Source organism: Nostoc flagelliforme FACHB-838 (assembly GCF_014698065.1).
Taxonomy (GTDB): Bacteria; Cyanobacteriota; Cyanobacteriia; order Cyanobacteriales; family Nostocaceae; genus Nostoc; species Nostoc flagelliforme_B.
This window is the reverse complement of sequence record NZ_JACJSI010000058.1, coordinates 20843-43562: the sequence shown is the minus strand read 5'-3', so window position 1 is coordinate 43562 and position 22720 is coordinate 20843. Positions and strand designations below refer to the sequence as shown.

Genomic DNA, 22720 nt, shown 5'->3' with positions numbered 1-22720 from the left:
GCAAAGACTATGAACGGCTTCCTGAGATGAGCGAAGCTGCCATCTATGCTGTGATGACACGTATTATGTTACGTCGTCTTGCTGCCTAAAGATTTTCTTTATAAATGGTTTCTAAAAATTCTGTTATAAATAATAATTTTGAGCAGAAAAAGAATACTTGTAGCTCTGGCGCGATCGCTACGACATTTCAAGGCTAGCGATCGCCCGGATTTTGTGAAGAACTCTTGGAGAGAGCCAAAATCGGAGTAGGTGATGCAACAGCCACCGCATAATATCATGTTCAACTTAATACTTATGTCATTGCGAGCGTAGCGCGGCAATCCCAAACCTTTGCGATTGCTTCATTCTACTTCGTTGCATTCGCAATGACATATTATAAGTGATTTGCCGAACATGATATAACCTAGCGAATCATTGCTTTTGTGGCGATCGCATCTGTGGATGGGGAGCGGTTGAGCCTTAAGGAGGTAGCGATTACAGCGTTTGTAAATGTATTTTATTACTTAAGATATTTTCAGTTAAACAAACTTGTATTTAAGATTACACTGCTTAAATACTAAATTTGTCGGTGATTATTTTTTCTGCTACCAAGGAGTAATCATGGTTTTAAGTCAAAGTCAACGTCAACGCGCTGTAGGCGTATTTACTCATCGTCGAGATGCAGAACAGGCACTACATGAATTGAGAGATTCTGGTTTGGCGATGGAGAAAGTATCTGTAGTTGTACACAATGTAGACCGCAATCATGAGATTGCTGATAATGAAGTTAAAGAGCGTACTGATGATAAAGCTGACGAAGGTGCAACAGTAGGAGGACTTTCAGGAGGTGCTGTTGGCGGTTTGACTGGTTTATTGGTAGGTCTTGGAACTTTAGCAATCCCTGGAGTTGGGCCAATAATGCTGGCTGGGGCAGCGGCAACTGCTTTGGTTACAACCCTTGTCGGAGCAAGTATTGGTGCTGCTACTGGGACTTTTGCTGGTGCATTAGTTGGTTGGGGAATGTCATCAGACCAAGCTAGAACATATAACGAGCGAGTAGAGAGTGGACACTATTTAATAATCGTGGATTGTACATCTCTAGAAATTGATAAAGTAGAAGCAATTCTACAGCGTTGGGGTATTGAAGAGTTTGGTATTTACGAACATTTCAGCAGTGAACATGAAACTACAAATTATTTGACCACGACGACTTCTGCTACTACTACCATTCCTAATAAAAGCGGGATGATGACCAAGTATGCTATTAATTATTTTAATCACATAGATAATGCTGAAGCGGCAATTAACGATATGCGTGCCGCAGGTTTTCCAGTAAGCCAGATTTCCTTAATTAGTAAAAGCTTTCCTCAACTGGTTGGCTCAACAGATGTTGTTTTAAGTGACCGCTTTGACGCTATGAGGCTAGGAATAGCAGATGAGTGGGTACGCTTTTATAACGAGCAAATTGAGCAAGGCAATTACATACTTATCGTTAGTGGTACAGACAATGATCTTGAGCCGGTTAGCTTGATTCTGGGTAAGTATGGTGTTCAAGAGTGCCAAATTTATGACCCGATGTTAATTCGTTCTTAAAAGCTGGTGCTTGTGTTGATGCTGCACTGCGATCGCCGATATAAATTTCTACAATCTCACGGGTGTATGCGTCAATTGCAAGTTACACCCACTGCTTGTTGCTTTTGTAACGGCAAATCCATCTTCTGATTCATATCGTCTCCCATCTCCTCATGCTAGTGTCGAACAAACAGGAGAGTGCGATGGCTGCGTTTCAAGCTACGCGACGACACTTTATTCAAGGATTCGGGGGGGCAAGTGTCCTGACTCTCTTTGGTTGCAATCGACGGGAACAAGCAATGGTGAGGCTATATACCTTTGGCGACTCAATTTTAAATTGCGGACGATATAACGAGTTTGGCGTTCATCCAGGGCAACTCCTCGTCCAGAATGACGATCGGCTGTTTCCTGAATTTCAAGGTCAGGATCTTATTTCGCGTGGACCTGCTCAACTAGAACATCGTGCCCGTGATGGTGCAACGGTTGATAACTTACCTTCTCAAGCTCACCAATTGCGAGTGGAGGGAAGGACGATGCCTGCGGCGGCACTAATCACTATTGGTGGTAACGATCTACTGCGGGGATTAATTAAAGATACTGGTGCAGGGATTACAATCTTTGCCAATGCTCTTGACACATTTGTGCAGCAGTTGCCAATTCGCCCAGTTGTGCTAGGTAATGTGTACGATCCTACCTTCGGAGATGACAGGCGCAACTTCGTAGGGGTTGAGCCAGCGATCGCTCGCAAGAACCTCCAGCGTATGAACACTGAAATTCAACAAATCGCTAATCGCTATGGGCAATTAGTTGATCTCCATGCCCATTTCCTAAAGGGTGATCCTTCATGGTTCACAGCGACAATTGAGCCAAGCCTACAAGGTGCATCCGAAGTAAGACGGGCTTTTCTCCCCTATGTTCTCGGTAAATAAAGATATTTTTTTTGCGTCGATATTAATAGTTGAACATTACCAATTTAATCGTTATACATAGATCAAAGACCATGATAATGGCAAACTTATTTGAGCATATATTTTAATGCGATCGCCACAATTTGCAATTTGCAGCCAATTCATGTTTTTCACACACAATTTACGTATTTTAAATAACAAATTAGCTTAATATCCTGTTATTTCTTTAGATAGAGGATAAAACTAATTAGCAAAGTTAAATTTTAATTAGGCACTATCTCATGCTTAAACTTTCAAAGCTCTTGAAAATATTTTTTTGAGAGCTTTATTAAAATTAAAAGCAAGTAGATTAGAGATATTGGAGTTATTGTTTAAGTATCTTGCCAATACTTGAAAAAGGGATGAAAAGCGATACTTCAGATAAGAATGTCTCTTCGCTGCTTATGATGGCATTGTCATTCCCTGCAAAGTGATAGGTGTTAACATATCACAAAATCTTCAATGTCTCGGAAAATGCAACAACAAAAAGTTGCAGTATTAAAATGTTTCAGGAGTATTGTATGCAAAAATCAAACAACCAAAAAGAAAATTTTCTTAAGTATCTTTCCCTAGCACCCGTTCTTGCTGTTCTTTCAGTATCAATTGCCTTTTCTACCTGGGCGGTTTTTAATTACTTTATCCCAGACCTTCTCTTCCATCCTATGCCATAAGCTATAAGTCAGCCTGCCATAGGTTCAAACCTATGGCATTTTTAGAGTTACCAAATAGCATATCGTCATATAATATTTTTGCAAGCGTATTTGCCTAATTAGACATCTCCAGAAATTAAATATACATTATCCATAACCCTTGTAGAGACGTAGCAATGCTACGTCTCTACATTAATTTTTGGACTTTTTGCTATATTTATGTATTTATACTAGATAATTAGTATCAAATTATCTATTTTACTGAAATAGTGTTCAGCGTAAAAGAACTCTACCTTTAGATAGTTGCTTAATCGATTAAAAAGAAATTAGTTTACGTCTATAGCGGTAGTCTATTAACTGTCTAATTAAACAGTTTTTTCCTGAAATGGGCTACTGTATATTCAGGGTTTAGTCAGCAAAATGTTACGTTGATTTACAATTACATTGTTTATTTTTAAGTTAGCTTGATTTTAAGTTTCTTGACTTTTTGGTTCATTATTCAAGCATTCTGATACAAAATAATGTTTTTATTTCCTAATAATTACCACTAGCGATCGCTACATTTATAATGTTGTACCGAAAGCCAATAAACAAGTTGCAAAAATTCATCCAAAAACAGAGTTATTTACATATAGGGGTTTTTCTGGTAAATCTGTTGAGCATCATATTTTTCAGTTGGGTAGCACTCTCGCAGCAACCAGTTACCCTAAATCTGTTGATGACTGCCCCTGATGCCGAACCTTGGAGGCAGGGTTTAATTAGAGACTTCGAGGCTGAGAACCCAGGTATTCGCATTAACCTAGTTGAAGGGCCGAATGCCACAAATTTGCTCGAAGACCTCTACACCTCATCTTTTATCTTGGGTGAATCCCCTTATGACTTGATTAATATGGATGTGATCTGGACATCCAAGTTTGCTGCTGCTGGATGGTTGCTACCTTTAGGCGATCGCATTTCTAAAGAGGAGTTGGCAGCATTTTCATCCCAGGATATAGAAGGGGGACGTTACCAAGACAAACTGTACCGCATTCCAGTGCGTTCCGATGTGGGAATGCTCTACTACCGGGAAGATTTAATCAAACAAGCAGGATTGAAACCGCCAGAAACCTTTGATGATTTAATCCGAATTTCCCAAGTCTTGCAAAAGAAAAAGCAGGTGAATTGGGGCTATGTTTGGCAAGGTCGCCAATATGAAGGACTTGTGGCGATGTTTGCAGAAGTTCTCGATGGCTTTGGTGGCTTCTGGGTTAATCCCGACACCCTTGAAGTTGGACTAGATCGACCAGAAACATTACGAGCCATTGAGTTTCTGCGTAGTACGGTTAGGGAAGGCGTTTCTCCTCCTGGAGTCACAACTTACCAAGAAGAAGATACCCGGCGCTTGTTTCAAAGTGGTCAAGTCGCGTTTTTACGCAGTTGGCCTTATGCGTGGCCTTTAGCCCAGGCAGAAAATTCGCCAATCCGGGGCAAAATAGCGATTAAACCTATGGTTCACGCTCCTGGGCAGACGGGAGCGGCTTGTTTAGGGGGCTGGGGTTTAGGGATTGCTAAATCTTCTCAACATCCCAAAGAAGCTTGGAAAGCAATTCAATATTTTACCAGTCGAGAAGCACAGCGCCGATTCATTTTGATAGCAGGCTATGTGCCAAGTCGCCGGGATTTATTTACAGATCCAGAGATTGTTGCTAAATACCCCCACTATCCGCAATTATTGGAGGTCGTGAACAATGCAGTTTTACGTCCGCCGATCGCCCAATATGCTCAGACATCAGATATTTTGCAGCGTTATCTCAGCGCAGCGCTATCGGGTAGGATGAATCCTGAACGAGCAATGCAAGCTGCTGCTGCTGAAACGCGGCGACTGCTGGGGGCAGGGGGAGTTAGAAGTTAAAGCATTAGCTTAAAGACTTGTTCATCCACCTCAAAGACTTATTAACGGAGTTCAAAGACTCATTCATCCACCTCAAAGACTCATTAACGGAGTTCAAAGACTCATTCATCCACCTCAAAGACTCATTAACGGAGTTCAAAGACTCATTCATCCACCTCAAAGACTCATTAACGGAGTTCAAAGGCTCATTCATCCACCTCAAAGACTCATTAATGGAGTTCAAAGGCTCATTCATCCACCTCAAAGACTCATTAATGGAGTTCAAAATCCCCAATGCCCAATTCTCAATGCTTTATGACCAATGACAAATGACCAATGACAAATGACCAATGACAAATGACCAATGACAAATTTACATTCACTTAGAAATCGAGAACAACAGACAGCCTGGATATTATTAACACCCGCATTATTGCTACTGTTGTTCGTATTTGCCTACCCAATTTTACGAGCATTTTGGTTAAGCGTATTTACTAGAAATCTGGGAACAGAGCTACAACCCGTATTCTCTGGTTTGGACAATTATGTGCGGATGGCGGGAGATGGTCGTTTTTGGCAGAGTTTGTGGGCGACAACCGTGTTCACAACAGCATCAGTAATCTCAGAACTACTGCTAGGACTGGGGGTTGCCCTAGTTCTCAACCAGGCGTTTTTTGGGCGGGGCATAGTCCGTACAAGCGCGATTATACCTTGGGCTTTGCCTACTTCTCTGATTGGTCTAGCGTGGGCTTGGATTTTTAACGACCAGTTTGGGGTTGTGAACGATATTCTGCGGCGGTTGGGGCTGATTGAGACTGGAATTAACTGGTTAGGAGATCCAACGCTGGCGATGATAGCAGTGGTTTTTGCTGATGTTTGGAAAACTACGCCGTTTATCAGCATCTTGTTGCTAGCTGGTTTGCAGTCGATATCACAAGACCTCTATGAAGCTTACTCGGTCGATGGGGCAACTGCTTGGCAAAGCTTCCGCAATATTACCCTACCGCTGTTGCTGCCGCAAATCTTAATTGCAGTGCTATTTCGGTTTGCTCAAGCTTTTGGGATTTTCGACTTGATTGCTGTGATGACTGGGGGTGGCCCTGGTGGCGCTACGGAAGTGGTGTCATTGTATATTTATTCTACGGTGATGCGCTACTTAGATTTTGGTTATGGAGCAGCCCTGGTAGTAGTGACATTTTTAATATTGATTGCTGCGGTAGCGATCGCTAGTTTCTTGCTTAACAAATACCGTGCTAAAACATCAGGAGCCATTTAACTCATGAGTGTAACTCCACAAGCAGTTCCAACGACTCCAAAACCAAAAGGGGAAACCAAGTTTTCTCTAAAAAAAATCTTGCTGCCCATCATAGTTGTATTAATAGTGCTATTTAGTCTAGCGCCAGCTCTATGGCAATTACTAACCTCGTTTAAAGTGAATGAGGATATTGCCGCCGTTCCTACTGTCTATTTTCCCACACGATTCACTTTCAATCACTACATTGAGTTATTCACCCGTCGCCCATTTTGGCGTTACATCTTCAATAGTGCCTTTGTATCGATTACTTCTACAGCTATAGCTTTAGCGATCGGCGCACCTGCGGCTTATGCCCTCGCACGGTTACGCCCTTGGGGTGAACGAGCTATCCTCGCTAGCGTTCTAATTGTTACCTTATTTCCCGGAATTCTCTTGTTCTTAGGACTGTTAGAAATTATCCAAGCGCTTAAACTCGGCAACAATTATCTGGCGCTGATTATACCCTACACTGCCATCAATTTGCCGCTAACAATTTTAGTACTGAGAAGCTTTTTCCAACAATTGCCAAAAGATTTGGAAGATTCCGCTAGGGTCGATGGCTACAACACTTTTCAACTACTATGGCAAATCGTGTTGCCGATGACCCTTCCCGCCTTAGTGACTACTGGAATCCTCACATTTATTTTTGCTTGGAACGAGTTTATTTTCGCTCTCACGTTTATGACCCGTGAAGAGTTGAAGACAATTCCCGTTGCTGCTGCTCAGTTGGGTGGTGCAACAATATATGAAATTCCCTACGGCCCGATCGCTGCTGCAACTGTTGTGGGCACATTACCCCTAATTTTACTAGTTTTGTTTTTCCAGCGCCGGATTGTCCAAGGTCTTACCGCTGGTGCTGTCAAAGGATAAAAATCAAAATGGCTAAACTCGAACTCACAAACTTAAACAAAACCTATAATCCTAAAGTCGTCCCTGTCAAGGACGTTAGTCTAACTGTAGATAACCATGAGTTTCTCACTTTACTTGGCCCTTCTGGCTGTGGCAAATCCACCGTCCTACGCATGATTGCGGGTTTAGAAGAACCTACTCGTGGTCAAATTAAGATTGGAGAGGTGGATGTCACCTATAAACGAGCAGCCGATCGCAACATTGCAATGGTATTTCAAAGCTATGCACTCTATCCTCACATGACGGTGTACGAAAACCTCGCTTCTGGACTCAAGCTGAAAAAAGTACCACCTACAGAAATTAAACAGCGAGTGGCAGAAGTGGCAGAAGTTTTAGGATTAGCAGAGTTAATGAACCGCAAGCCTGGACAAATGTCTGGAGGTCAACGGCAACGGGTTGCTGTTGGTCGTGCTTTGGTGCGTAATGCTGATGTGTACCTGCTAGATGAACCTTTAAGTAACCTGGATGCACTATTGCGCGAACGAGTCCGAGCCGATATCAAGCAAATTTTTGCAGCCCAAAAAGTGCCAGTTGTCTACGTCACCCACGACCAAACCGAAGCGATGACGCTCTCTACAAAAGTTGCATTGCTCAACGATGGCTATGTCCAGCAACTTGATCCACCTGACCGCATCTATAATCATCCAGCTAATCTATTTGTGGCTGGATTTGTTGGTAGTCCGCAAATGAATTTGCTAACTTTACCTTGTAAGGGACAATATGCGATCGCAGGTAACTTCCAAGTGCTTCTCCCCGATATACCAACAGTACCACCGGAGATTGTTCTGGGAATCCGCCCAGAAAATGTCCGCATTGCTCAACCAGGTGATACCCAAACTATCCAAGGGCGAGTGTTTTTAGTGGAAAACTTGGGTATGCACTATTTAGTCAGTGTCAGGGTTGAGGGTTCACAAACCGGAGCGATTACGGTACGTGCTTTGTTGCCAACAGACCAAAATTGGAGTGGCGAGGATATTACATTAGCATTGCCCCCTGAGGATATTCACTGGTTTGATGTTCAATCTGGACACGCTCTTGTTAAGAGACAAACGAATTCGGATTTTAGCCGCCGATTGGTGTAACCTCTGCACCTTCAAAGGCAGTATTAATTCCGATTTCTCGCCAATGCTGAAATTCTTCGCGTTCAACCGTCCGTTTTTGCTCCCATACACTGTAAGCATCCAAGCCAAGCATCAACCGTAGTGGTGGATTCTCCGATTCGACAGCTTGAATCATTGCAAGTGCAGCCTTGTTTGGGTCGCCTGGCTGTTTGCCGTTGCCGCCGTAAAGATATTCTCTCAATGGCTCAATCACCCCTTTGTAATCATCAATTTCCGTTTCGGGTTGCATATTGGCATCTCCTGCGAAGTTCGTGCGAAACGCGCCCGGCTCGACAATCGTTACATTAATGCCCAGAGGTTTTACTTCATCGCGCAAGCCTTCAGCAAAACCTTCGACCGCAAATTTCGTCGCGCAGTAAAGTGCGAATCCGCCAATTGAAACCAAACCACCAATTGAGGTAATATTCAAAATGTGTCCCGATTTATGTTCACGCATCACGGGCAACACTTCGCGCGTCATTTCTATTACGCCAAAGCAGTTGACTTCAAACTGTTTTCTTATTTGCTCAGATGAAAATCCTTCTAAGGCACCAAGAGAACCAATTCCTGCATTGTTAACGAGAACATCAATACGCCCGAAGCGTTCGACAGCAGCTTTGACAGCAGCACGCCGCTCTTCGGCATTTGTTACGTCCAGCCGAATGGCAATTGCGTTTTCTTGATTTGCTTGTACCAATTCTGCTACTTGTTCAGGTTTCCGCGCTGTCAGCACAACTTTGTCACCGCGCTCTAAAACTGCTGACGCTAGCGAGCGACCGAATCCGGTTGACGTTCCGGTTATCAAATAAACTTTGCTCATAAAACTTCAAAAAGTTGATATATTCTAAATTAGTATAAATACTGATATTGTCGAATTCAATTAACTGAAGGTTAAGCATCCAGTATCTACCTGGAAAAACAAGCTTTCCCTATTCAGTGTTGGTCAATCCCAGATTGTAGATTTGATCATGAGGAAATGAGTGCGGCGCGATCGCTATCAATATTTGTGGCTTTTAATTTACATAAATAGACAAAAATTAAATTTTTGTCAGAGAAAATCGCAGTAAGCTATAAAAATTACGAGTTAAATTTTCCACTGAGGGGAGTTTGCTGATGAAAGCTTTACTACTCTATTATATGTCTGAGTTAGTTTTGAGAGTTTGTAGTAAGAACTTTAGTGCTTACTACGAACTTGCTTAACCATCAATTTGAACTTGACAGACTACTAATAGTCTGTCCCAAAAGTTTTGACAGGTTAGTGGTGTTCAGATCCCCGACTTCTTGAAGAAGTCGGGGATCTAGCAGCCCCGCAAAATTAATGGGACAGACTACTAGTTTATAATTCCTAATTTTTTCTAGTCTTCACAGAAGACGTTTGATATAACAGTTTTTCGTCTCTTAAATCCGTCATTGGTTTTTATTGCAGTGACAAATCAAAAACCAGATTTGCAGATTTTCCACTGTCTATCTTCAGACAGGTAAATAAATAATAAACGTGGTGCAATCTTAGCATCATATCTGCGATCGCCATTCAAAAAAAGATTTTTCAGAAGTAAAAAATATCCAACTTTAGTTAGAGGACTACAGCAATGAAAGCACTCTTACTTTACCCTCATTTTCCCAAAACCTTTTGGTCTTACGACGAATTCATGAAAATAGCGGGACTTAAGGCATTTATTCCACCGCTAGGGATTTTAACTGTTGCTGCTATGCTACCAACAGAGTGGGAAGTTCGGTTTTATGACCGCAATGTTAACCAAGAAACGGATGCTGATTGGCAATGGTGCGACATCGTAATTCTTTCTGCCATGCTTGCACAGAAAGAAGACTTTCTCGCCCAAATTCACAAAGCAGCGCAACTGGGGAAAAAAGTAGCTGTGGGTGGCCCTTATCCAACCTCAGTGCCAGAACCTGCCTTGAAAGCAGGAGCTAACTATTTGATTTTAGATGAAGGGGAGATAACAGTCCCACAATTTTTAGATGCGATCGCTAAAGGTGAAGAACAAGGAACTTTTCGCGCCTTAGAAAAACCAGATGTCACCCAAAGCCCCATACCTCGCTTTGATTTACTCAAGCGAGATGATTACTTAATGATGGCAATCCAGTTTTCTCGCGGTTGTCCTTTTGAATGCGAATTCTGTGACATCATCAATCTATATGGTCGCAAACCACGTACTAAAGAACCTAGCCAAACTTTAGCAGAACTCCAAACCCTCTATGATTTAGGCTGGCGCGGCTCTCTATTCGTAGTGGATGATAATTTCATTGGTAATAAACGCAATGTGAAACGTTTTTTACAAGAATTAATTCCGTGGATGCAGGAACGCAATTATCCCTTCACCTTCCTAACCGAAGCTTCTGTCAACCTAGCAGAAGACACTGAGCTATTAGAATTAATGGTTAAAGCTGGTTTTTACGCAGTCTTTTTGGGTATTGAAACACCAGATCAAGACAGCCTGCAAGTCACTCGCAAGTTTCAAAATACTCGCAATCCCCTATTAGAAGCCTGTCGTACCATCAATGAAGCTGGATTACTCATCTATGCAGGGTTCATCATCGGTTTTGATGGAGAAAAAACTGGCGCTGGGGAGCGAATTCAAGCTTTTGTTGAAGAAACTGGCATTCCCCAACCGATGCTAGGTATATTGCAAGCCCTTCCCAATACTGCTCTCTGGCAAAGATTAAAAAAAGAAGAGCGATTATTAGAAGGATTTGGAGGTTTAGAAGTCGGAGATCAGAATTCCTTAATGAATTTTGTTCCTACCCGTCCGATGGCTGAAGTTGCTAAAGAATATTTAGAGGCAATTTGGAGAATATACGAACCCAAAAATTATCTCCGACGTTGTTTTGAACAATGCCTGAAGATTACACCTAATCCCCAACTACAGCAGACAATGTATTTTCCTCCTGGCAAAGGACTGCGATTACTTGCACACTTGCTCTGGCGTCAAGGTTGGCAACGGCAGGAAATTCGCGGTCAATTTTGGCAACAACTTTGGGCTATTCTCCGCACCAAGCCGCAATTTGTGAATATGTATTTGGGTTTATGTGCTGCTGGTGAGCATTTTTGGGAATACCGCCTTTTAGCCAGAGAGCGCATTACTGAGCAGTTAGGATTTGATCCGTTAACCACGCCTAACCCTGTTGAAAAACCATTAGTCACAATTTAAGAAAAGTCTCGCGGCAATATAACAAATTTCAACTTCGTGAAGTATACAACCTAAATCTTAAAATCTGTTTTAGGTTAGGCTTTTGTGGGTTTCTAAAACAGTATGCCATGTTTGATACATTATAGGCAATATGTCACACTGAAGCCAATACGGTTCAGTTAAGCATTTTTTCTCTTCTCTCTGTTTTCTCTGTGCCTCTGCGGTAGCCTGCGGCAAGCCGTTCGCGTAGCGTCTCGTAGAGAAGCGTCTACGTTAGAAAAAGTTGACTTTGACAAAGAAAGAGTTTTAGCCTTAACTGAACCGTATTGACACTGAAGCAGACATCAATATCAAACAAAAAATGCAAGAAACCCAACTTTCTTTTTTTTCTAACGAGGAAAATCACTTTACTATAAAGCAAAAAAAACCAAAATTAGGACGTTATGAACGTCTCAAACGAGAATTAGATCAAATTGACTCCGATCCACACAAAATATTTATTGATGTTGATTCTGTACAAAATCCACCATCTAATTACACCTTCATTGATCTCTTTTGTGGAGCAGGGGGAATAACACAAGGACTAGTTCAAGCTGGATTTAAACCCTTAGCTAGCGTTGAAATCAACCCAATTGCTTCTGCTACCCATAAAAATAACTTTCCACAATGTCATCACTTTTGTGGAGATATCGAACAATTTAATTCCCGTAATTGGCTACAAGAAATCGGTTTACCTGAAGTAAATCTTATTATAGGTGGCCCACCATGTCAGGGTTTCTCGGTAGCAGGAAAACGCGACCATAAAGATCCCCGTAATCGTTTATTTTATGAATTTGTGCGTGTTGTCTCAGAAATACGTCCTTGGTACGTTGTTATGGAAAATGTTCCAGGCATTCTGACTATACAAAACGGAGATGTAAAAAAAGCAATTATTGAAGCGTTTCAATCTATTGGTTATCCTAATATATCTGTTGCAATCCTTGAATCTGCTGCCTATGGAGTGCCACAAATCCGACCAAGAGCTATCTTTATAGCTAACAGATTTAGAATGCCAAATCCCTATCCCAAAGCTAAGTTGTTACCTGAAGAGTATAAATCTATTGAATCGGCTATTTCCGATTTACCAGCATATACCCCAATACCAGAGATAAACCATCAATGGACTAAGCATTCACCTGAGTATATAGAGCGAATTGCTAAAGTTCCTCCGGGTGGTTCTTTATACACAAAATACGTTGATGCTTTCAAACGGCAATATCCAGGCAAACCAAGTATGACCGTTAAAGAAAATCACGGTGGTACTCATATTCATCCGTATCTCAACCGTGTTATTTCCGCGCGTGAGATGGCAAGATTACAGACGTTTCCAGATTCATTTATTTTTGAAGGTTCTATGAAAAAAGCTATGTGGCAAATTGGAAATGCTGTGCCGCCGCGTTTAGCAGAGTGCATTGGCTACGCGCTTATTCCTTATCTAACTGATATTGATCTAAATACTATAAATTTGCAAACAACGTATTAATAAGCAATACGCTTGGGTTAAGTATGTTTTTCTCTTTTCTGTATTAATGAGAATTGCTGAGAAAAACGCTAAAGATTAGGTGATTCCGTTATGATTGGCAAAGTTTTAGAAAATAGGATTTATGGATAACGATTTACTGACTTTTTTTGTGGGTGCTGGGTTACTCGTCCTTTATCTCATTTTTTCTGCATTGACTGAAATGGGGACTAAATTACCTTGGAAGAAATAAGCTGATAGAGCGATAAACTTGCTAAAAATTTACATTTTTCAACCTAATTGGGCTTGGAAAAAGGAATAAACATCCTTTAGGCTGAGTTAATATACTTATTGTTGAAGAGAGTGTTAAATGCGCGATCCACAAAAAAACCACATTAAAATCGAGCCGGCAACCCTCGTTTTGATTGTGTCTCTCCTAATACTCTTGCCTCTGCTGTTTGTTGGTTTTTTATCGCAGTGAAACCAGGAGGGAATACTCAACAAATATATTCTCCTGACGTTTTTCACAAGATGCAAACGAGCCGCACTTTGTATTGTTGTGCCACCTTAACCCAAGTTCCTGAATTATTAATGCATCGCCTGGTAATGCCATTGCATCGCCTGGCCATGCTATTGCATCGACTGACAATAACTAAAATCTTTGTAGAGACGCGAAATTTTGCGTCTCTACATTCTTTTCCACCAGATATTTAATTTTTTCCGGTGTATCGCGCGACTGTTAACGCACCTAACTACGCAAAAGTTACTTCGGTAAAACCTGCCGCAGTGCTGCTAAAAGTTGGTCAACACTATCTTTACGACTATTAAAGCCCATCAATCCAACGCGCCAGACTTTACCAGCAAGTTCGCCAAGTCCACCGCCAATTTCAATATTATATTCATTGAGTAACTGCCGGGCGATCGCTTTCCCATCTACCCCTGCTGGAATGCAGACAGTGGTAAGGGTTGGCAATCTATACTCTTGCTCAACGTGCATACTCAATCCTAAATTTTCCAACCCTTCCCAGAGATATTCTACGTTTTTTTGATGCCGCTGCCAGGAATTTGCTAACCCCTCTTCTGCAAGCAAACGTAGTGCTTCCCGCAATGCATAGTATAAATTGATAGGTGCTGTGTGGTGATAGGTGCGTTCAGCGCCCCAATACTTGCCCAGTAACAACATATCTAAATACCAGTTTGCAACCTTTGTTTGCCGCTGTTGCAATTTCTCAACTGCACGCGCACTCATGGTAAAAGGAGAAGCACCAGGTGGGCAACCCAACCCTTTTTGGCTACAACTATAAGCTAAGTCAACTCCCCAAGCATCCAAAAACAAGGGGACACCACCCAAACTTGTCACTGTATCCACTAGCAGCAAAGTACCAAATTCACGACACAAATCAGTGACTCCTTCCAATGGCTGACGTGCGCCAGTGGAGGTTTCAGCATGAACTAGAGCTAAAATAGCTGGACGATAAGTTTTTAAAGCAGTTTGGAGTTCATCGAGGTTAAAGACTTGTCCCCAAGGTTTGGTGATAGTTCGCACATCAGCGCCATAACGTCCAGCCATATCCACAAGACGATTACCAAAGTAACCCGCTACACCAATCAAAACCACATCACCGGGTTCAACAGCATTGGCGATGGTTGCTTCCATTGCGGCTGTTCCTGTACCACTGACTGCAATCGTGAGTGAGTTTTCTGTTTGCCATACGTAGCGTAACAACGACTGAATTTCATCCATGAGTGCGAGAAAAGCTGGGTCAAGATGCCCAACGGGTGAGGTATTTATCGCCTGGAGAACTGTAGGATGGGCGTTGGATGGCCCTGGCCCCAACAGCAGACGAGATGGGATTTCTAGCGGTGTGAGTTGCAAGCGCCCAGAGTCGTTGATTGAAATTGTTTGCGTCATAGTTTATTTTCGCCTAGACGGTACTTACCGAATCATAGAGCGATCGCATCACCGATGTTTTAACGAATCTCTCATTTGCCAGAAGATGGGATTGCTGCAAAGTATTACTGTGATTAAGACAAATGTGTGAGAGTATACTTATTGACTTACCGGGAGACATAATTATGGTTTTTGCTGGCAAACGACCGAATAATTTAGGTATTAGCAACGGTAAATTAGCACCCTGCCCTAATTCCCCTAACTGCGTTTCTAGTCAGAGTACAGATGCAACCCACAAAATTGCACCACTAACTTTTACGTCTTCTCCTGAAGTAGCGATCGCTAATCTTAAAAATATCATTCAGTCATTACCAAGAACCAAAATCATTACTGAAAGCCAAGATTATTTATATGCAGAATTTAAAAGTGCTTTAATGGGATTTGTAGATGATGTAGAATTCTATCTAGACCGGAATGCTAATGTAATTCAAGTGCGTTCAGCTTCACGCTTAGGTCAGAGTGATTTAGGTGTTAATCGTCAACGAATAGAGACGATTAGAACCAAATTAAAGTAATTTGTAATTTGTAATTGAGTTAGTAAGTAAAGATTCTGGTTCTACCACTTACTTTTATGGTAGAGCCACTGATGATATGAGTGCTGGTGCAGCAACGGCGTTTCGAGCAGCGATAGATAAATTGTTGACATCTGTTTATTGAAGGCAGAAGACACGAGGTTAGTAACTTTTACTCAGCACTCTAAAACACTGTTTGTCGTAGTTCTGGAAATACTTTAGAGACTTTATTCAAAAGATAATCGCCATAAGTCCCGCGAAATTGGTGGACACTGGCTTTATCCCAGCGATCACTTTTATCATCATTTACTACTATGTCGTTCAGTTCAATGGGTTTGACTTCAACGCTGAAGTTGGGATCAAAGAAGAAAGGAAATGACAGGCGATTATTTGTTGATAGGTTCTGAACGCGGTGGGGCGTTGAGCGATACAGTCCTCCTGTCAGGCGATCGAGCATATCCCCAATGTTACATACAAATGAACCAGGAATAGGAGGTGCATCTATCCAACCAGACTTTGATTTGACTTGTAACCCACCAACATTATCTTGTTTGAGAATAGTTAATACTCCATAATCTGTATGTTCACCTACCCCCCATTCAGATTTAGATAATGATGGGTTGGGAGGGTAATTGAAAATCCGAAATAATATTAATGGGTCTTTTGTATAACGGTCTGCAAAATAGGACTTTTCTAACCCTAAACTTAGAGCAATACCAGCCATTAGGGTGTGTCCAAGTTTGGTCATTGAGTCTATATAATCCAGTACTGTTTCCCTAAATTGGGGAATATTAGATGGAAAAAGATTTTGACCGTGCATTGGTACACCAGCTTTCACAAGTGGGTGGTTTTCTTCTAGTTCTGCACCCAAGTAAATACCTTCTTTTAAATCAGGTCTACCTGATGTCAACTCCTTACCCACGGGGAAATATCCTCGCCATGCTTTACCGCCAAGAGCCATACGAATCTTCAGTTTGGTTTCTACATCCTGCGCGAAGAATTGTTGACTGAGACATTCTAGTTGCTCTTGTAGTTGTTCATCAACTCCATGTCCGACGATATAAAAGAAACCGTAATCTTGGCACGCTTGTCTGATTTGGTCTGCAACTACATCAGAATAATTGCTAGTTTGAGAAACCAATGTACTAATATCAATGACGGGAACTTGTGAAAACTCTTTATCCACAACTTCTAAGATTGCCATACTCCCGTTCTCCTAATCGTGTGTAGACTAATAACTAGACTACACAATAAATTATTGTTTGCAGTGCAATATGCACACAGCTATTACAAATATATTAGTCGTAATCACGGTGAAAAAATCAGCGGAGGTTTAGATTTTCCTAATAATGACTATCCAGACTACAGGGAATTCTTATATTATTCTTTTGTCATTGGCATGACTAGCCAAGTTTCAGATGTAGAGACGGGATTGCGGGAGATGAGGCGCTTGACTCTGTTACATAGCATATTATGTTTCTTTTTCGATACCACAATTTTAGCTATGAGTATTAATATTATTGCATCACTAATCTAAAAATTGCTTGACTCAGCCAAAAGTATGATTATTTATTTCTCTACTTAGAGAAAGAGGAAATTAGATTGGCAGTTTTTTAGCATAAGCTTAAGTTGAGATAATCGGAGTAAAGTTTATGCCTGATAACACAATAGAAGAATTATCTGAAGATATCAAACAACAACTGCCTGAACATGCACAACAGATTTTCCTTGCAGCATTCAATGCTGCTCAAAAGGATGCTTTGAGTGAAGAAGGTGCGCGTGAAATAGCTTGGAATAGTGTAAAAAATGAATACGAACCAGGCAGTGATGGCAAATGGCAGAGAAAGCCTGAAGACACTGCTATACATAATAAATCTGTTGTATCTGGTGGAAATTAAGTAAATTTCATCTGTGGATAACTATCTGATGTTAGGGGTATTATAAAGGTTTAAGGGGAATTTCATTCTCATGACGCAGAGATGGAATTTCCCTTCTTTTTTCACAACTCATGCCAGAGAATAAACATTTTTAACAACTTGTTATGCATATTCAAAAAGGCGAAATATCTATTCGTCTAATGCAAGATGATAACTATGATTATGAGTTGATGGCAAAATGGTTAACTGATGCCCAAGTTTTAGAATTTTATGAAGGAAGAGATAATCCTTTCCCTTTAGAAAGAATCATAGAAACCTACAAACCTATGATCAAGGGAGATGAGCCTGTTGTTGCGTGTTTGTTCTCCTATGAAAATATTCCCATTGGTTATTTGCAGTATTGTAAGCTCAATGACTTATCGGAAACTGATAGACAATTGTATCATCTTGACCAAACCGATCGTGTCTATGGCATTGACTTGTTCATTGGCGAAACCGACTATTGGAACAAGGGAATTGGTACAAAAATTCTTTCAGCAGTTATCAATTATCTATTTGAACAGCGACAAGCTCATAAAATTGTCATAGATCCGCACGTTGGCAATCCTCGCGCTATCCGTTGCTATGAGAAATGCGGTTTTGTTAAGGTAAAGCTATTGCCTGCACATGAACTCCATGAAGGAGAATATTTAGATTCTTGGCTCATGGCAATAGAGCAAAAAAATTATAACTCCTCTAATTTACATAGTTCCTGAGTTAACGTTACCAATGAGATTAACGATCGCTGTAGCTAAATCTACCGGATCGACGGGTTTGGGTAGGTGTTTTTGAAATCCGGCTGCCATTGCTTGGTTATAATTAATTTCTCCGGCATAAGCTGTCAAAGCGATTGCCGGAATTTGCCCGCCTTTCTCTGGCGGTAATTTTCTGATCTCGCGCAGCAACATATAGCCATCCATGATTGGCATTCCAATATCGCTTAAGAGAATATCTGGCTTTAATTGCACTAATGTTTTCAGCGCTTCATTTGCTGATTCAACTGCTGTCACAGTTGCGCCATATTGTTCTAGCGCAAAGCTAAAAAACTCTCGCACATCAGCTTGATCGTCTACAAGCAGTATTTGCACTCCTGCAAGTAATGTGTTGTCAGTACTGATTTCTGGTTGAGAAGCTTCACCACTACTTATTCGTTCAGAATTTTTCAGCAAAGGTATGCTGACTGTAAAGGTAGCCCCTTGTCCTTCTCCTGGACTATCTGCCTGAACTGTACCACCATGAAGTTCTACTAGATGGCGGACAATTGCCAGTCCTAATCCCAGTCCGCCAAATACTCTGGTTGTCTTAGCATCTGCTTGCCGGAAGTAATCAAAGACGTAAGGCAAAAATTCCGGGTTGATTCCTTTACCTGTATCAATCACCTGAATTTGGGCATTTAAGCCAACTTGCTCTAGACGTACTTCTACTTGTCCATCTGTGGGTGTGAATTTAACGGCATTGGAAAGGAGATTCCACATCACTTGTTGCAAGCGATCGCTATCGCCGAGAACTTTGCCGATATCATTACTTAACACTGTTTGAATTTGAATTGATTTAGCTTCTGCTGCTAAACGCACCGTTTCTAATGCAGCGGCGATCGCTACTTTCAAATCCACTGCATAGAGATTTAACCTGACCTTTGCTTGTAAAATCCGCGAAACATCAAGTAAATCTCCAATCAATTGGGTTTGTAACTTGGCATTACGCTCGATTGTTTCCAATGCCCGGATTTTAGTGGCTTCGTCGAACTTGCGGGTTCTGAGTAACTTTGCCCACCCTAAAATCGGATTCAAAGGTGTTCTGAGTTCATGGGAAAGTACAGCGAGAAATTCATCCTTAATTCGGTTGGCTGTCTCGGCTTGTGCCCTGGCAGTTTTTTCAGCTTCGTAAAGTTGAGCGCGAGCGATCGCTTGACCACACTGTTGTCCCAATGTCAACATAAATCCCTGATCTTCTTCATCAAATATTTGGGCAGTGGTAAAACTTAATCCCAATGCCCCAATTACTTTGCTTTCTGCGATTAAGGGAATGGAAGCCCAGGCATTATTGCCTGTAATAGTCACAACATCTGCTAAGTTCGGATATCTGGCAATCATGGCTGCTAAATTTTCTATATAAATCGGCTGCCTAGTTCTGACTGTTTCCGCTATTTGGTTAGGTGCTGTGATGGGAAAATTTGTCCAGGTATCTATGAGCGATTGGGGATAGCCAACTGCTTGCACAATTTTTAGGTCAATACCGAGTTGGTCAATTAAGACAACGGAACCACCAGTAGCTCCCAAGGCGGAAATCCCTTGATTTACAACCACATCAGCCACTTGTTGGGGAGTTAGCGCTTCCGAGAGAGCAGCAGTTATTTTTTGTAAAAGGATGATGCGATTGATAGACCTTTCTGCTGCCTGTTTTGCCTGTTGAGTTTCTTGATACAGTCTAGCGTTGTCGATGGCTATCGCCGCCCGACGAGCAATATCTTCTGCTAAAGCCAAATCTGTTTGTTGGTAATACCGTCCCGACTCGGCTGTAAAAAAGGAGATTGCTCCAAATAATTGCCCACGAGAACGAACTGGAATCACCATTAGAGAACGAATACCCAGACTTTGCAGCAATTGCAGATGTTCGTCGTCTTCAGCCATCTGTGCAAGATGAAAGTCAAATAATTCGGGATAAAAGATAGATATTCCTAGCTGTAGCTGTTGCACAAGCTTTTTGGCTCTGGTATTAGGTCGATAACACAGTCGAATTTCGTCTAATATAATTAGTTTTGTGGGGTCGGCAATTGCGATCGCAATTTGTTTACTTGACCAATCTTGCTGGAAAACATCTACAATACACCAGTCAGCTAAGGTAGGAACTGCCAAATTTGCCACATTTTCTAAGGCAATTTCATAATCTAAGGACGCAGCTAGTAAGGTGCTGGCTTCGACTAAAAAGTTTTGGGTCGCTTCAACTCGTTTGCGATCGCTAATATCCTCAATAATGCCCAATGCGTACTTTGGTTGTCCGTTAACATCCCAAACTGGTGATGAAGTTAAGTTTACCCAAACTATAGAACCATCTTTGCGGATGTAGCGTTTTTCTAGGGAATAACCACTAATTTCTCGCGCCAAAACTCGCCGAGTATTTTCCCAATCAACTTCTAAGTCGTCACGGTGGGTAATTTCCGGGAAGTTCATTTGAATTAACTCTTCATGGCTATAGCCAGTAATTTCGCATAGAGCCGGATTAATTTGCAGAAATTGTCCATCCAAGGCTACTAAAGCAATGCCCACAGCTGCCTGATTGAACATTGCTCGGAACCTTTCTTCACTTTCCCGCAAGGCTACTTCTGTTTGCTTGGCTGCGGTCACATCTGCCAAAATAATCCCAATTCCTACCGTTTCACCCATTGCGTTTTTGACTGGGTAATAGTTGCCCAGCCAGTAACCGTAACTTTTGATTTGTCCTCTTGTCTCACCGCTAATTTCTACATTTAGCTGGGGTTCTCCAGTATCTAACACGCGCTGTAACTGTATCTCAAACTCAGCCGCCATCGCTGGCAAAACTTCGCTAAATTTGCGTCCTAGATGTTCTTCGATGGTCAAACCGTTAATATCAGCGAAAACTTGATTAATTCGGATATATCGCAGTTCCCCATCTAAAAAGCACACGGCAACAGGAGCAGCTTCAAGCAGGGAATCTAGAAGAGATAGAGATTCGGCATAATGGATTAAAGCTTGTTGGATATCTCGATACAGTCGGGCATTTTCCACTGCTAAGGCAGCACGATGGGTAATATCTGTTGCTAAAGTTAAGTCAGAGCGATCGTAGCGACGGTCTGATTCGGCGGTAACAAAGCTAATGCAGCCGAGAACTTGTCCTTGGGCGATTAGGGGCACAATCATCAAAGACTTCATCCCCAATTGCCGAAAAAGCTCTAAGTGTTCCTGATTTTGAGTACTTGTTACTAATAGCGAGTCAGATACCTCTGAGATTAATTCGCTTTGCCCCGTTTGCAATACTTTATTAATTGCATTTGCACCCTTGCAATCTGTTCCATAGTGCTGAAGTTTACGCGCCAACTCCGCTTTTGATGGGTCTGCATGGGCAATAGGTAAGCGACGAATGGAACCATCTTCATTTAAAATATCAACGCAACACCAATCAGCCAACTGGGGAACTGAGATTTTGGCGATCTGTTCTAAGGTTTGTTCATAATCTAGGGAAGTAGAGAGTAAACTACTAACTTGAGCAATATAACGGAATCTTTCTTCAGCTTGCTTGCGCTGTGTAATATTTACACCTACACAGGTGATACCATGAATCCTATTATTTACATCCCTTAGTGGTTCAACTAGCAAATCATAGTAACGGTCTTCTCCACAAATTGTTAGATAAACCTCTTCACGGGTTGCAATACCAGTCTCTATTACCTTTAGCTTAATTGCGCTCAATTGCTCTGCTACTAAGGCTGGAAAGAATTCATAATCGGACTTACCTAACAATTCCTCAGCAATATTTAGACCTTGAAGATTATGAATCCACTGATATCGCAAATCGCGATCCTGCTGAAAAATCACGATATCTGAACTACTTAACGCTAATCGAAATCGCTCCTCACCAACTCTTAGCTTCTGTAGATTTTCATCAGCCCGCTTTTTAGCAGTCTTTAATGCCTCACATAAGATACTGAAGAGCAATCCCTGTAATGCAAATAACCCAATTCGCGCAGAATTTGATAGATCAAAACTTAGCTCATAAGCTGGAGGGAGAAAGAAGTAATTGCTCAGTAATGCAGACAACGAAGTTGCTAACAGCCCTGACTTCAAGCCACCATACCAACCACTCACCATTACAGCGCTAAAAAATAGCAGGAAAGGAGTTCCACCCATCCTTAACCAAGGGTCTAGCATCAGCATTAGCACTAACGCAAGGGCGACAATTAATACAACAATGCTGTAACGCGCTAATTGGGAATAAAGAGTATGGGGCATGAAAATGTTTTGGAATAAGCAATACTTATTGCAGAGGCTCTACATACCCTAAGCTAGTTTGTAAATTTTGGTAACTTATCCACGGATAGATTTTTATTCAGTTCTAAAAACCTCTATTGCTAGAAGCGAATTACTCGACAATATAGTATGGTCAAAAAAAATTATTGTTGATTGTATAGAAAATATTAAAGATACTCTCTAATCGTCAAAAGAAAAGCTCACAAATCTTGCAAGGATTGAAAAAGCAGTGCGGAATTAAATACAGAATCACGTTATGCCAGAAGTGGGGATTTTTTATGGAAACGGTTACAGGGATAACCGTAGGATACTAGTGACGGCTCAAAAACAGGATGTTACTTTCGGCACTATTTAGAACTCTTGTCAGGTGCAAAAATATGCGTGTAAT

Annotated in this window: 18 protein-coding genes and 1 pseudogene; 15 read left to right on the top strand and 4 right to left on the bottom strand. The window is 41.5% G+C overall.

Features of this window, described 5'->3' with window-relative positions:
- The 9 genes and pseudogenes from H6G97_RS23590 to H6G97_RS23550 all read left to right on the top strand — a co-directional run.
- A pseudogene (locus H6G97_RS23590) lies at positions 1-89 on the top strand (IS5/IS1182 family transposase); the annotation flags it as partial.
- 511 nt (positions 90-600) lie between these two features.
- On the top strand, positions 601-1572 hold the full coding sequence (locus H6G97_RS23585) for a general stress protein (protein ID WP_190943066.1): 972 nt from the start codon (positions 601-603) through the stop codon (positions 1570-1572).
- 182 nt (positions 1573-1754) lie between these two features.
- On the top strand, positions 1755-2480 hold the full coding sequence (locus tag H6G97_RS23580; protein WP_190943065.1) for an SGNH/GDSL hydrolase family protein: 726 nt from the start codon (positions 1755-1757) through the stop codon (positions 2478-2480).
- A 521-nt stretch (positions 2481-3001) separates the two neighbouring features.
- The gene (locus H6G97_RS23575) at positions 3002-3169 is read left to right on the top strand and encodes a PsaJ protein (RefSeq protein WP_338421834.1); all 168 of its coding nucleotides are present in this window, start codon (positions 3002-3004) and stop codon (positions 3167-3169) included.
- 547 nt (positions 3170-3716) lie between these two features.
- A complete protein-coding gene (locus H6G97_RS23570) occupies positions 3717-5039 on the top strand; it encodes an ABC transporter substrate-binding protein (protein ID WP_190943063.1) in 1323 nt (440 codons plus the stop codon).
- 17 nt (positions 5040-5056) lie between these two features.
- Positions 5057-5344 (top strand): hypothetical protein, encoded by a 288-nt coding sequence (locus H6G97_RS23565; RefSeq protein ID WP_199349580.1) that lies wholly within the window; start codon positions 5057-5059, stop codon positions 5342-5344.
- Positions 5345-5382: 38 nt separating this feature from the next.
- The gene (locus H6G97_RS23560) at positions 5383-6294 is read left to right on the top strand and encodes a carbohydrate ABC transporter permease (RefSeq protein ID WP_190943062.1); all 912 of its coding nucleotides are present in this window, start codon (positions 5383-5385) and stop codon (positions 6292-6294) included.
- 3 nt (positions 6295-6297) lie between these two features.
- Positions 6298-7182: a carbohydrate ABC transporter permease gene (locus tag H6G97_RS23555; RefSeq protein WP_190943061.1), complete on the top strand. Its 885-nt coding sequence runs from the start codon at positions 6298-6300 to the stop codon at positions 7180-7182.
- A gap of 8 nt (positions 7183-7190) precedes the next feature.
- Entirely contained in the window at positions 7191-8303 is a 1113-nt protein-coding gene (locus H6G97_RS23550) for an ABC transporter ATP-binding protein (RefSeq protein WP_190943060.1), read from the top strand.
- Here the strand turns inward: H6G97_RS23550 and H6G97_RS23545 are convergent.
- A complete protein-coding gene (locus H6G97_RS23545; protein WP_190943059.1) occupies positions 8284-9141 on the bottom strand; it encodes an oxidoreductase in 858 nt (285 codons plus the stop codon). The two genes, H6G97_RS23550 and H6G97_RS23545, sit on opposite strands and share 20 nt — an antisense overlap.
- Positions 9142-9910: 769 nt before the next feature.
- Between H6G97_RS23545 and H6G97_RS23540 the strand changes: the two genes are divergently transcribed.
- Together H6G97_RS23540 and H6G97_RS23535 are read left to right on the top strand one after the other, a co-directional pair.
- Complete coding sequence (locus H6G97_RS23540; RefSeq protein ID WP_190943058.1) at positions 9911-11491, top strand: B12-binding domain-containing radical SAM protein; 1581 nt, start codon at positions 9911-9913, stop codon at positions 11489-11491.
- Positions 11492-11831: 340 nt separating this feature from the next.
- Positions 11832-12992: a DNA cytosine methyltransferase gene (locus tag H6G97_RS23535; protein ID WP_190943057.1), complete on the top strand. Its 1161-nt coding sequence runs from the start codon at positions 11832-11834 to the stop codon at positions 12990-12992.
- A gap of 739 nt (positions 12993-13731) precedes the next feature.
- Here the strand turns inward: H6G97_RS23535 and H6G97_RS23530 are convergent.
- Positions 13732-14880 carry an alanine--glyoxylate aminotransferase family protein gene (locus H6G97_RS23530; RefSeq protein ID WP_190943056.1) on the bottom strand — a complete coding sequence of 383 codons (1149 nt, stop codon included), beginning with the start codon at positions 14878-14880 and terminating at the stop codon, positions 13732-13734.
- Between the two features lie 164 nt (positions 14881-15044).
- Here H6G97_RS23530 and H6G97_RS23525 point away from each other — a divergent pair, with 164 nt between their 5' ends.
- A complete protein-coding gene (locus H6G97_RS23525; RefSeq protein WP_190943055.1) occupies positions 15045-15434 on the top strand; it encodes a DUF1499 domain-containing protein in 390 nt (129 codons plus the stop codon).
- A gap of 181 nt (positions 15435-15615) precedes the next feature.
- Here H6G97_RS23525 and H6G97_RS23520 read toward each other — a convergent pair whose 3' ends face one another.
- Complete coding sequence (locus H6G97_RS23520; protein WP_190943054.1) at positions 15616-16635, bottom strand: isopenicillin N synthase family dioxygenase; 1020 nt, start codon at positions 16633-16635, stop codon at positions 15616-15618.
- Between the two features lie 18 nt (positions 16636-16653).
- On the opposite strand from H6G97_RS23520, the gene H6G97_RS23515 reads away from it, so the two are divergent.
- The 3 genes from H6G97_RS23515 to H6G97_RS23505 all read left to right on the top strand — a co-directional run bounded on the left by H6G97_RS23515 (position 16654) and on the right by H6G97_RS23505 (position 18063).
- Positions 16654-16968, top strand: a complete 315-nt coding sequence (locus H6G97_RS23515) for a DUF1345 domain-containing protein (protein WP_338421833.1) — start codon at positions 16654-16656, stop codon at positions 16966-16968.
- 115 nt (positions 16969-17083) lie between these two features.
- On the top strand, positions 17084-17329 hold the full coding sequence (locus H6G97_RS23510) for a ChaB family protein (RefSeq protein WP_190943053.1): 246 nt from the start codon (positions 17084-17086) through the stop codon (positions 17327-17329).
- Between the two features lie 143 nt (positions 17330-17472).
- The gene (locus H6G97_RS23505) at positions 17473-18063 is read left to right on the top strand and encodes a GNAT family N-acetyltransferase (RefSeq protein ID WP_190943052.1); all 591 of its coding nucleotides are present in this window, start codon (positions 17473-17475) and stop codon (positions 18061-18063) included.
- On the opposite strand, the gene H6G97_RS23500 is transcribed toward H6G97_RS23505, so the two are convergent.
- The gene (locus tag H6G97_RS23500) at positions 18049-22314 is read right to left on the bottom strand and encodes a PAS domain S-box protein (protein ID WP_190943051.1); all 4266 of its coding nucleotides are present in this window, start codon (positions 22312-22314) and stop codon (positions 18049-18051) included. The genes H6G97_RS23505 and H6G97_RS23500 overlap by 15 nt on opposite strands.
- Positions 22315-22720 lie beyond the last annotated feature (406 nt).

Bases quoted from the DNA above. Each gene is read 5' to 3' on its own strand.
- H6G97_RS23585 (WP_190943066.1), top strand. From the start codon at position 601: ATGGTTTTAAGTCAAAGTCAACGTCAACGCGCTGTAGGCGTATTTACT.
- H6G97_RS23580 (WP_190943065.1), top strand. From the start codon at position 1,755: ATGGCTGCGTTTCAAGCTACGCGACGACACTTTATTCAAGGATTCGGG.
- H6G97_RS23575 (WP_338421834.1), top strand. From the start codon at position 3,002: ATGTTTCAGGAGTATTGTATGCAAAAATCAAACAACCAAAAAGAAAAT.
- H6G97_RS23570 (WP_190943063.1), top strand. From the start codon at position 3,717: ATGTTGTACCGAAAGCCAATAAACAAGTTGCAAAAATTCATCCAAAAA.
- H6G97_RS23560 (WP_190943062.1), top strand. From the start codon at position 5,383: ATGACAAATTTACATTCACTTAGAAATCGAGAACAACAGACAGCCTGG.
- H6G97_RS23555 (WP_190943061.1), top strand. From the start codon at position 6,298: ATGAGTGTAACTCCACAAGCAGTTCCAACGACTCCAAAACCAAAAGGG.
- H6G97_RS23550 (WP_190943060.1), top strand. From the start codon at position 7,191: ATGGCTAAACTCGAACTCACAAACTTAAACAAAACCTATAATCCTAAA.
- H6G97_RS23545 (WP_190943059.1), bottom strand. From the start codon at position 9,141: ATGAGCAAAGTTTATTTGATAACCGGAACGTCAACCGGATTCGGTCGC.
- H6G97_RS23540 (WP_190943058.1), top strand. From the start codon at position 9,911: ATGAAAGCACTCTTACTTTACCCTCATTTTCCCAAAACCTTTTGGTCT.
- H6G97_RS23535 (WP_190943057.1), top strand. From the start codon at position 11,832: ATGCAAGAAACCCAACTTTCTTTTTTTTCTAACGAGGAAAATCACTTT.
- H6G97_RS23530 (WP_190943056.1), bottom strand. From the start codon at position 14,880: ATGACGCAAACAATTTCAATCAACGACTCTGGGCGCTTGCAACTCACA.
- H6G97_RS23525 (WP_190943055.1), top strand. From the start codon at position 15,045: ATGGTTTTTGCTGGCAAACGACCGAATAATTTAGGTATTAGCAACGGT.
- H6G97_RS23520 (WP_190943054.1), bottom strand. From the start codon at position 16,635: ATGGCAATCTTAGAAGTTGTGGATAAAGAGTTTTCACAAGTTCCCGTC.
- H6G97_RS23510 (WP_190943053.1), top strand. From the start codon at position 17,084: ATGCCTGATAACACAATAGAAGAATTATCTGAAGATATCAAACAACAA.
- H6G97_RS23505 (WP_190943052.1), top strand. From the start codon at position 17,473: ATGCATATTCAAAAAGGCGAAATATCTATTCGTCTAATGCAAGATGAT.
- H6G97_RS23500 (WP_190943051.1), bottom strand. From the start codon at position 22,314: ATGCCCCATACTCTTTATTCCCAATTAGCGCGTTACAGCATTGTTGTA.